Source organism: Candidatus Viridilinea mediisalina, from assembly GCF_002532535.1.
Classification (GTDB): Bacteria; Chloroflexota; Chloroflexia; order Chloroflexales; family Chloroflexaceae; genus Viridilinea; species Viridilinea mediisalina.
The window spans coordinates 93,861-104,446 of sequence record NZ_NQWI01000002.1 but is presented as its reverse complement, the minus strand read 5'-3'; the positions used below and the strand labels follow the sequence as shown (position 1 = coordinate 104,446).

7 protein-coding genes are annotated in these 10,586 nt (G+C 58.0%); 6 read left to right on the top strand and 1 reads right to left on the bottom strand.

Features of this window, described 5'->3' with window-relative positions:
• Positions 1 to 264: 264 nt before the first annotated feature.
• Positions 265 to 2,547 carry a cobalamin-dependent protein gene (locus tag CJ255_RS01065; protein WP_097642235.1) on the bottom strand — a complete coding sequence of 761 codons (2,283 nt, stop codon included), beginning with the start codon at positions 2,545 to 2,547 and terminating at the stop codon, positions 265 to 267.
• Positions 2,548 to 3,016: 469 nt separating this feature from the next.
• Between CJ255_RS01065 and CJ255_RS01060 the strand changes: the two genes are divergently transcribed.
• The 6 genes from CJ255_RS01060 to CJ255_RS01035 all read left to right on the top strand — a co-directional run bounded on the left by CJ255_RS01060 (position 3,017) and on the right by CJ255_RS01035 (position 10,414).
• On the top strand, positions 3,017 to 3,412 hold the full coding sequence (locus tag CJ255_RS01060; protein ID WP_097642234.1) for an ArsR/SmtB family transcription factor: 396 nt from the start codon (positions 3,017 to 3,019) through the stop codon (positions 3,410 to 3,412).
• Positions 3,406 to 3,642 (top strand): thioredoxin family protein, encoded by a 237-nt coding sequence (locus CJ255_RS01055; protein ID WP_097642233.1) that lies wholly within the window; start codon positions 3,406 to 3,408, stop codon positions 3,640 to 3,642. Before CJ255_RS01060 ends, CJ255_RS01055 begins: the two co-directional genes overlap by 7 nt.
• 142 nt (positions 3,643 to 3,784) lie before the next feature.
• Entirely contained in the window at positions 3,785 to 4,840 is a 1,056-nt protein-coding gene (locus tag CJ255_RS01050; protein ID WP_097642232.1) for a permease, read from the top strand.
• Positions 4,841 to 4,874: 34 nt separating this feature from the next.
• Positions 4,875 to 5,999 (top strand): ACR3 family arsenite efflux transporter, encoded by a 1,125-nt coding sequence (gene arsB, locus CJ255_RS01045; protein WP_097642231.1) that lies wholly within the window; start codon positions 4,875 to 4,877, stop codon positions 5,997 to 5,999.
• 60 nt (positions 6,000 to 6,059) lie between these two features.
• Positions 6,060 to 9,395, top strand: a complete 3,336-nt coding sequence (locus CJ255_RS01040; RefSeq protein WP_124681775.1) for a hypothetical protein — start codon at positions 6,060 to 6,062, stop codon at positions 9,393 to 9,395.
• Positions 9,392 to 10,414: an MraY family glycosyltransferase gene (locus CJ255_RS01035; protein ID WP_097642229.1), complete on the top strand. Its 1,023-nt coding sequence runs from the start codon at positions 9,392 to 9,394 to the stop codon at positions 10,412 to 10,414. Before CJ255_RS01040 ends, CJ255_RS01035 begins: the two co-directional genes overlap by 4 nt.
• Positions 10,415 to 10,586: the final 172 nt, after the last annotated feature.

Below are 10,586 nucleotides of genomic sequence, written 5' to 3'. Positions count from 1 at the left end.
GACCTCAGCCGACTAACGTCGGCACTACCTAATCTCTCACGTTCGTAGTGCCGACGTTAGTCGGCATCCGGGGGTTGTTGGCGACCTCAGCCGACTAACGTCGGCACTACCTAATCTCTCACGTTCGTAGTGCCGACGTTAGTCGGCATCCGGGGGTTGTTGGCGACCTCAGCCGACTAACGTCGGCACTACCTATGGCACAAACTGAAACCATCCCTTTGCCTTCTTTTGCGGCTATCGGCCTTTCGCCTATCGGCCTTTCGGCTATTTTAGGAATTGGGCCGCAAGTTGACGTGCGGTGGCACGGAAATCGCCTTCGATGAAGTTGCCCCCCTGCACGCGCACCCGCAGATCGGGGCGCTCGTAGAAGGCCATTCCACCAAAGATAAACATCGGACGAGGCGGTTCGATGCGACTCAGAATCTGGCCAGTCTCGACCAGATTATGGGCCGCTTCAATGGTTGTGGCCGAGAAGCCAAGAATCTGGGGGCGCACCTGGCGTACCAGTGATTCCAACGTAGAGTTGGGCACATTCTGGCCCAGATAGATCACGCGGAAACCGGCCCACTTGAGAAAGAGGGCCACCATGAGTGCGCCGAGTTCGTGCATCTCGGCTTGGGCGCAGCCAACCACTGCAAGGGGGCCGGTGGGCTGATTGAGTTGCATATTGAGCAGATTGTGCAACTTGCCCTCCACAAAGCGACTAGCAAAGTGTTCGGCGGCTACCGAGACTTCGCCGCGATGCCAACCTTCGCCAATCGCCACCTGCACCGGCATAAGCAGTTCGGTACAGAGCGACTCGGAGGGGTAGAGCGCACTCGCCTCTTTCCAAATCTCCTCGGCATTATTGACATCAAAGGCAACCAGGGCGCTCATCATGCGCTTCTGGAGCATGGGGAAGCTGCGGCCAGTGGCGACCGGCAGGCCAGCAGGTTGCACCGGCACAGGGGCTTTGGAGGGCGGAATGGGCTGCGATTCAGCCTGGGGCGCGGCGGCACCACCGGCCCCCATACGCAACCAGGGCGGTAGGCCAAAGGTGGGCGCGGATTGCTGTTGGGCAGGCGGCGGTTGATCCGCAGGCTGTCCAGTCCCAAAGGGGCTATTGAACATGCTTGGAGGCGGATTGAAGCTCTGAGCAGCGGGCGGGGGCGGGGGTGGCGGCGGGGCCGCTTGGGGGGGCGCCTGGGGCGGGGCCTGGGGCGGGGGCGCAGAGGCAAAGGGCGGCGCACTCGGCTGAGGCGGCGGGCTACTCGCCTGGGCACCCGGAGCAGAACTAGCGCCACTCGCCATCCAAGGTGGCATGGTAAAGGTCGGCTCCTGCGCTTGCGGTGGCGGCGGGGGCGCGGCGGCGGGCGGCGGCGGCGCCTCAAAGCCTGTCATGTCCTCCACAAACGCCTCTGTCGGCGTAGGGGGCACAAAGGGTTCCCCATCATCCTCGCCAAACTCAGCGAAAGGCGCATTAGCACTCTCAGCCATCACCGGACTATCCGCCTCAACCTTCTTCTCCAGCAGTGTAGCCAAGCCAACGGTACGGGCCACAGAGGGCGAATCGAGCGCATCGGGTTCAGCCAGACCAACCAGCAGCACGCCCCAGGGCTTTGCACGCACACTAATCGGAATAGCAACCGCCGCACCAGCGCGCCCCAGCATACCATATTCGGGATCGCTACTCACCAAGGGTTGCAAGATCAGATGGCCCTGCTGCAACGCCTGGCCCACCAGCCCCTCCTCAGTGGAGCGGGCGGGCGGCGGAGCACTATTGGCACTCCAAGCGACGGGCACCACCACGCCACCAGCATCACGCAGCAGCATCGCACTCACCGCGCCACAATGCTGGCGGAGCGCCTCCATCGCATGGGCAACCACCTGGTCATATTCCAACTCCGGTTCAGCCAGCAGCGCCTGCATCTCGGGCAATTCAGCAAGACAAGCGACCAATTCGAGGCGTTGAGCTTCCGGGTGGGTACCCAGCGCATAGGCAACCCAGGCCCAATGGGCGTAGTTAGCCACCGGGTTGCGCTGCACCTTTTCGAGCGTCGTCTCGCCCCGGGCCAAATTGAGCAGCAGGCTCGCCCGGCTCACCATGCGCTCATCGGTCGTCAGCACACCCTCAAACTGGTAGCGCCGCACCTTCTCGGTACCACGCTCGGTAATCGCCTGGGTAATCATCGCGGCCCAGAAGACCGGGCTATCAACCACAAAGAACCACTCCTGGCTCAGGGGTGTACCAGCGGGCACCGGCACAAAGGTGACATTGGGTATCGCTGGTGGCTCAACATCAGCCTCGCCATAGACAGTCACACTGCGACAGTGGGGGGCCAACTGGGCAATGCGCCCCTGATGGAGTTGAAAGAGCGAAAAGCGCAACGTGCCCAACGAGACATGGGCATCAACGCCCTGATCTTGGGCCATAATCTCCAATTGGCGTCCAATAATAATGAGGGCATCAGCAGGACGACGCCAGCGGCGCTCTGCCGGAATATGGCTCACCAGCTTCATGAGCGAAGTGCCCGATACACGATCTGGGGGCTTGGCAGGGTTGGTCATAAACGCCTTCTTCAAACATGCTCGAAACTACCGAACCTTAACATTGGCAAGCCGAGCAAGGACAATTCCAGATTAGGTCACCATAACACGGCCAAACAACAACATGGCCTCAACGGTTGTAGGGTACAGCTTTGCAGACTTGGGGTATACTCAACCCACTGTATTATACTACACACAAAACAAGGAGGGTGTCAAATTAGTAAAAATTCAACCTTGTTTAAGGTTATATTAGTGTAATTGGGTACAGGAAAAGAAAATTACATATAATTACAGTTTTTTTGTGAGGTGTGCTAAACGCATTGCCACAGCAGTGAAGTGTAAACCCAAAACCCGGAACTAGCATAATTACCAGATACTGCTGTTTTTTTCAGTTTGGAAGCGCTGGGTAGGGGCACGGCGGCGCCGTGCCCCTACTTACAAAGCAATCCCACGGATTTGCAATATGCAAAAAAAGGAATATACTAAGCTCATGGATAACGCAACAGCCACACACCAGGCCCGCCTCTTCAAGGCACTCATGCATCCGGTGCGCATCCAGATCCTCGAACTGCTCCGTGGGGGTGAGCAGTGTGTTTGCCATCTAGAAGCCTATCTCGATCTACGGCAAGCCTATGTCTCACAGCAACTTGCGGTCTTACGCAAAGCGGGCCTCGTGAGCGACCGCCGCGACGGGCCCAACAGCTACTACCAGATTGCGCGGCCTGAACTATTGCAACTCCTCGACCTCGCTCGGACCATGGTCTGCCCAGAGGGTTCAACCCTCGCCAAGCATAGGGTCACATGCCCATGTCCGCGCTGCAACCCATCACGAGATGAAGCAATCCAAACCCGTATCCTGAAACTGAAGGAGGAGCTACCATGCTAACCATCAAAGTCCTCGGCACTGGTTGTGCCAACTGCACTCGCCTCGAAGAGCGTGTACGCAAAATAGTCAATGATCGGGGGCTCCAAGCTGAGATTGAGAAGGTCACTGATTATGGCCAGATGATGCGCTGGAACATTCTTCGCACCCCCGGCCTCGTCGTTGATGATGTGCTCGTCGTGTCGGGGCGTATGCCAAGCGAGGATGAGATTACGAACTGGCTTGCGAAGTAGCAGGAGGCTGTCTGAAAAGTCTATGAACTGGCGTTGGAGTGCCGGCTTCAGCCGGCTAAAGTCGGCACTCCAACGCGTGCCCACTAGCTTTTCAGGCAGATTCTACCAAGGACATTCAATTTTTACTATATGAGGTACTCTGATGGCACAGACGCTACCAACTCCCACTACCAGCAGTCAACGTGATCAGCGCAGTTGGCTCCTGGTGATCACGGCAACCATCCTCTGGTTGCTTGCCTACAACAATGTCAAGCCGGTGGCCAACTGGATCACTTTTACATTGCTGGGCCTAACACCAGGTACCCGTTTGGGCGAGGCACTCGCCTTCTTTATCTATGATGTACCCAAGATTCTGCTGCTGCTGAGTGGCATGATCTTTCTGATCAGCACGCTTCGTACTTTCATTAGTCCTGAGCGGGTGCGTCAGATACTTGGGGGGAAACGCACCGGCATCGGGAATCTACTCGGCGCTGGGTTGGGCGTCTTGACCCCCTTCTGCTCATGTTCGGCGGTACCGCTCTTTATCGGCTTTGTCAAAGCAGGCGTGCCCTTGGGCATCACCTTCTCCTTTCTGATTGCCGCGCCCATGGTGGATGGAGTGGCCCTAGCGATGCTCTTTGGGCTCTTTGGCTGGCACATAGCGGGCCTCTATCTCGTGGCGGGTATGAGCATTGCGGTTATTGCGGGGATGGTGATTGGGCGGATGAAGATGGAGCGCCATGTTGAAGCCTTTGTCTGGGAGATCCGCATGGATGGCGGGGCGGCTGTTGAGCAACAGCTCACCTGGACACAGCGTTTTGGTGAAGCATGGCAGCAGGTACGCGACATTGTAGGGAAAGTGTGGCCCTATGTGGTACTTGGCATTGCCATTGGGGCCGGTATTCATGGCTATGTGCCCGAAGATGCGCTTGCTGGTGTCTTGGGCAAGGAAGCCTGGTGGTCGGTGCCCGCTGGTGTACTACTCGGTATCCCGCTCTACTCCAATGTAGCCGGGGTCATCCCGGTCGTAGACGCCCTCATGGCCAAAGGGGCCGCCATGGGGACAATGCTCGCCTTTATGATGTCCGTTGTGGCCCTTAGCCTACCTGAGTTGATCATTCTGCGGCGTGTCCTCAAGCCCCGCCTGATCGCTACCTTTGCTGGGATTGTCGCGATGGGGATCATCATGGTTGGGTATCTCTTTAATCTGATGATTTAGGATTACCATCCTAGCATCGGCTGAAGGTTCTTGTATGAATGCACAACCCGCAGGTGTAGCACGAAAGTTGTCGTTGTTGGATCGGTACCTGACGCTCTGGATCTTCGTGGCCATGGCGTTAGGGGTGGCACTAGGCTACTTTTTGCCCCAAGTTGAGGGCATTATCAACCGCTTTCAGGTAGGCACAACCAACATTCCAATTGCCATTGGGTTGATCCTAATGATGTATCCACCCTTTGCCAAGGTGAAGTATGAAGAACTAGGCGGTGTCTTTCGCAATCGCAAAGTGCTTGGGCTTTCGCTGCTCCAGAACTGGGTGATTGGCCCCACCCTCATGTTTGCGCTGGCCATCATCTTCCTGCGCGACTACCCGGAGTACATGGTCGGCCTGATCCTGATCGGCTTGGCCCGCTGCATCGCTATGGTGATTGTCTGGAATGATCTGGCCAAGGGCGACACCGAATATGCCGCTGGCATTGTCGCCTTCAACAGTGTCTTCCAGGTCTTCTTCTACAGCATCTACGCTTGGATCTTTATCACCCTGCTACCACCACTCTTTGGCATTGAAGGAATTGTTGTGCAGATCGGTATTCTCCAAATTGCCGAGAGCGTCTTTATCTACCTAGGCATCCCGATGATCGCAGGCTTTCTGACGCGCTTTGTCTTACTACGAGCCAAAGGGCGTAGCTGGTACGAAGGGAGCTTTGTGCCACGGATTAGCCCATTGACCCTCGTTGCGCTCCTCTTCACGATTGTCCTGATGTTCAGCCTCAAGGGCGATATGATTGTGCAGATTCCGTTCGATGCAGTACGAATCGCCATACCCCTCCTGATCTATTTCGTCGTTATGTTCCTCGTCAGCTTTTGGACGGGGCGGCTGATCAATGCCGACTACAGCAAAACGACCACGCTCGCCTTTACAGCGGCAAGCAACAACTTTGAACTCGCCATCGCCGTCGCCGTTGCTGTCTTCGGCATCGGATCGGGCGTCGCCTTTGCTGCCGTGATCGGCCCCCTCGTGGAAGTCCCCGTCATGATTGCCTTAGTCAATGTTGCCTTCTGGTTCCAACGGCGCTACTTTGCCCACGAAGTGCCCGCCGACCCAGCCATGGCCGCTGCCGCCAGCGAAGCGGGCTGTGAGCCGCCAGGCTCACGGTGATGCTACAGTTTGTTGCATTGATGTTGTGGTACAATCGGTTTAGCTACCGCATATTTACCTATGGCTACTATGCAACAGATGCAGACGACGGTTGGGCGTTGGTGTGAGCGGATTGCTGAGGCGTGTTGGCTTTTGGCGTTGACGATCATTCCGCTCTATTTCAATCTCTATTCGGCGCGCCATTTTGAGCCGGACAAGGCGATTATGCTGCGTTCGCTGGCGTTGGTGGCGTTGGCAGCGGTGGTGATCCGTGCGCTTGACCAATTGATCATGCGTGGTGAACAACCTGCGCGTGCGCCCGATCCTGATGCGCCCGCGCCTCCGCCAGCGTGGCGGCGTATGCTTCAGGTGCCTTTGGCTGTGCCAACGCTGCTCTATATTGGCGTCTTTCTCTTTACGACGATCACCTCGGTGGTGCCGCTTGTGAGCTTTTGGGGTTCGTACCAGCGTATGCAGGGTACCTACACCAATATTTCGTACATTATGTTAGCGTTCGCCATTGTTGCGGTGGTGCAACGGCGCGAACAGGTGGAGCGCATCGTTACGCTGAGTATCCTCACTGCTGTGGCGGTGGCGAGCTATGGGATCATGCAGCACTTGCGCCTCGATCCGCTGCCGTGGCAGGGTGATGTGGTTATCCGCATTGCCTCGACGATGGGCAATGCGATCTTTGTGGCGGCCTACATGATCATGGTGCTGCCCTTTGCGCTCTACCGCATGCTTATTGCCCTAGGAGCAATGCGCAAGGCTCAACCCGCCACCGGGCGCGTTGGCAATGAACTGCTCTGGACACTGGCGCGCGGTTTGCTGCTGGTGGCTGGCTTTACCTTGCTGCTGGCGATGCTCAAGTTTGGCGCGGTTGTACGCACGGTGGACTTCCGCTACTGGTGGGTTTTGCCGGGGGCGATCAGTTGTGCCACGGCGCTCTGGTGGCTGCTCACGACCAACTTTGATCGTCCAGGTTCACGCATTGCGCTCTGGCCGGGCCTGTTGGTCTTGGGCTACATGCTCTTTTTTGGCTTCCAGTTTGCCGCGTCGGCTGATGGCAATGTGCAGATGCTGATCACTGATGGCACCGCAGAGCGGGCGCAGGATTGGTGGGCCTGGTTGCTCGCTGCGGGTCTGGCTACTGCTGCGGGCTATGCGTTGGCGCTGTTGTTGCCGCAGCGTTTGGCCCAAACTACGCGCCTGGGGATGGGCATGGAGGCGGCTGCCGCTGGCGTCGCCACGATAGTCATTCTGGCAGCGATCTTCTTCACCCAAAGCCGTGGGCCTTGGTTGGGCCTTGCGGCGGGTGGTTTTGTCTTTCTTTCGCTGGCGCTGTGGCAAGGCTTGCGCCGTGCGAAGGCGCAAGGCATGGCGCGTGAACGCCGTCTGTTGCAGGGTTTGCTCGGTACGTGGGTTGCCCTCAATCTGGCGGGCGGCGCCTTCCTGATCGCCTTCAATCTCTCTGATGCGCCCTTCTTCGAGGAGTTGCGCGAGGTGCCCTACTTGGGGCGTATGGGCCAATTGCTTGAGGTGGACGATGGAACCGGGCTGGTGCGTGTGCTGATCTGGCGCGGCGATGAGCATGCCGGGGGCTCGGTGGCGTTGATTCAGAGTGATCCCCTGCGCACGCTGATCGGTTGGGGGCCAGAGAGTATGTTTGTGGCCTTCAATCCCTTCTATCCGCCCGCGTTGGCCAATATTGAGGCCCGTGGGGCTTCGCCCGATCGTGCCCACCAGGCGCAGATTGATGAACTGATTACCCGTGGCTTCCTTGGCTTTGCCTCACATATCTTTCTGCTGCTTAGCTTTGGGTTGCTCAGTTGGCGCTTGTTGCACCGCAGTAACGAGTGGCGCTGGCAACTCTTCTTTATTGCCTGTCTGAGTGCGGTGGTGTGCCATATTGTTGAGGGCTTTACTGGGATTCCGATTGTTTCGACCCTCATGATGTTCTGGGTGGTCCTTGGTATAACGGTGGCGGGCGGGGCTTTGGCGGGCCACTACCAGATTATGGGCCAACCAGCGGCAGCAGCGGTAGCGGCAGAACCTCCAGCAGCACCAACAAACGAAGCGCCGCCACGCCAAGGGGCTGTGAAACGCCGGGGTGCGGCGGGGCGCGGCGCGGGGGTACGGCCAGCGGCGCCCCGCAGCTTGCAGAAGACCCCACCAGCAGGTGCTTTCTTGGCCTATGGGCTGGTGGCGTTCGTGGCGTTGATTGGTGTCGTGGTCTTTAATCTCAACCCGATCCGCGCCGATATGCGCTTCCAGCAGGGCCAATCGGCTGCCCAACGCACGCCCCAGTCGGCTGAGACGCTCACCATAGCGCTGACGAGTTACCTCGATACGGTGCGGCTCAACCCGCGTGAGGACTTCTACTACCTCAATCTGGGGCGGGTGCTGATGTCGGCGGCTGAAGTGCTGCGCGCCCAAGGGATCGAGACGATTGCCGCTGTGCCCAACGTGAGCGTTGAGAGCCTCTTGCAGCGTAGCGATCAGAATGAGGTGGTGGCCTTCATTCAGCAGGGTACTCCGGGTATGATGTTGAGCTACGCCGAGGCGGTGCTGCTGCGCGCCCATGCTCTGAATCCATTGAATAAGGATCACTACGCCAACCTGGGCCGCCTGCACACCTACTGGTTCCGCTGGACGAACGACCGCGCCCATTTGGAAGAAGCGGCGGCTTGGTATGCACGGGTAACCCCGATTGCCCCCCAGGATGTCATTCTGCTCAACGAGCGGGCGGCGACCCTGATGGCGCTGGGCGACTATACGCGCAATGCAGGCGAAGAGGAAGCCGCTCAGGGCTACTATGAGCAGGCGGCTGAACTGTTGCAGCAGGCAGCCAGCTTTGATCAACGCTACGCCGATACCTTTGTGCGCTTGGGCGATCTGGCGCGCAACGGCTTGAACGACCTTGACCTCGCGGTAGAGAACTACCTCATTGCGATCAGGCTCTCGCACCAGCCAGTCTCCAACGCCATCGAGAATATCTCTAGCGGGCTGGCCGAACGGCGTGATCTGATCATGCAGTTGCACGAGGTCTATGCAGAACTGAGTGCCACCCGTGAAGCGCAGTTGGCCGAACGGATGGCCAATGATCCAAACTTCAACCCAGCGTCAATGAAGAACGATTTGGCGCTGCTGCATGCGGTGACGGGGTTGCTGGCGGTGCGCGGGGGCGAGACGGCGCTGGCCCTAGAGCCCTACGAACGCGCCTCAGAGCTTGATCCGACCAGTTTCATCTACAGCCGCAACTATGCACTGATTCTGAGTGATACACTGCGGCACGACGCGGCTATCTCGGAAACCCACCGCCTGATTGATGCGCTCCAAGGACTGCCCGATAAAGAGCAGAACATTGCCGAGAGCGAACAGTTGATCAGATACTTTGAGTTTCTTGCAAGCCAATGATTCACATTGCGCTGATCGCGTTATTATCGCTCATCTTCTCCATTGTGGCGACGCCGCTGGCCCGGCGGGCGGCGCTGCGCGTGGGGGTCGTCTCGGTGCCACGGACGCGTGATGTGCATGTGGCCCCCGTGCCGCTCTTGGGGGGCGCGGCAATCTATGCGGGCTTTGTGCTGGCACTGCTCATCCTCGGGGATCGTGAATACATTGTTGAACTTGTCGCCATCCTGGTGGGCGCAACGCTCGTGTCGCTCTTGGGGCTTGCCGATGACCGTTGGGGCTTGCATGCGGGCCTAAAGCTCGGCGGCCAAATCTTGGCCGCGGGGCTGCTCTTTTGGGGCGGAACGCAGGTGCAATTTTTGCCCTATCTCTGGCTCAATCTGGCGGCAACCATCTTGTGGGTGGTGGGGATCACCAACGCGATCAACTTTCTTGACAACATGGATGGGCTTTCGGGCGGTATCGTCAGCATTGCTGCCGCCTTCTTTCTGTTGCTGGCCGCCATGAACGAACCGAGGCAGGTCTTGGTAGGGGCCATGGCCGCCGCGCTGATTGGGGCATGCATCGGGTTTTTGCGCTACAACCTCAATCCAGCCACGATCTTTATGGGCGATACGGGCAGCCTCTTTATTGGCTTCATTCTCGCTGCCATCGCCATAAAGTTGCGCTTTCCAGCCAATACCCCCCTGGTAACTTGGATGGTACCGATCTGCGTCTTAGCGTTGCCCATCTTCGACACATGCTTAGTCGTGGTGGCGCGGCTACGGCGCGGCGTCAACCCCTTTACCACAGCGGGCAAAGACCACCTCTCGCACCGTTTGCACGCCTTGGGCCTGACCAAGCGCGAGGCGGTATTGACCTGCTATTTGCTTGCGGGGGCATGTGGGCTCGTGGGCATCTATTTGACCCAAGCGAGCATTAGGGAGGGCTATGTGGTGGTGGGCGTCATGGCGCTCGCGGGAATGATCGGCATCATCTGGCTGGAGCGGGTCTGTCCTTCGGGGGTGGTACAGAGCCGTTGAAACATACTTGTCTCTCAGTCGCCCAACGGGTATAATGGCTGTGTTGCAGATTGTAGATTGTAGATTGCAGATTGTAGATTGCAGATTGCAGATTGTAGATTGCAGATTGCAGATTGCCAAACATGGCGTCCCAATGAGCGTTAGCGTTCTTGATAATGTGGCATGTTCAAGG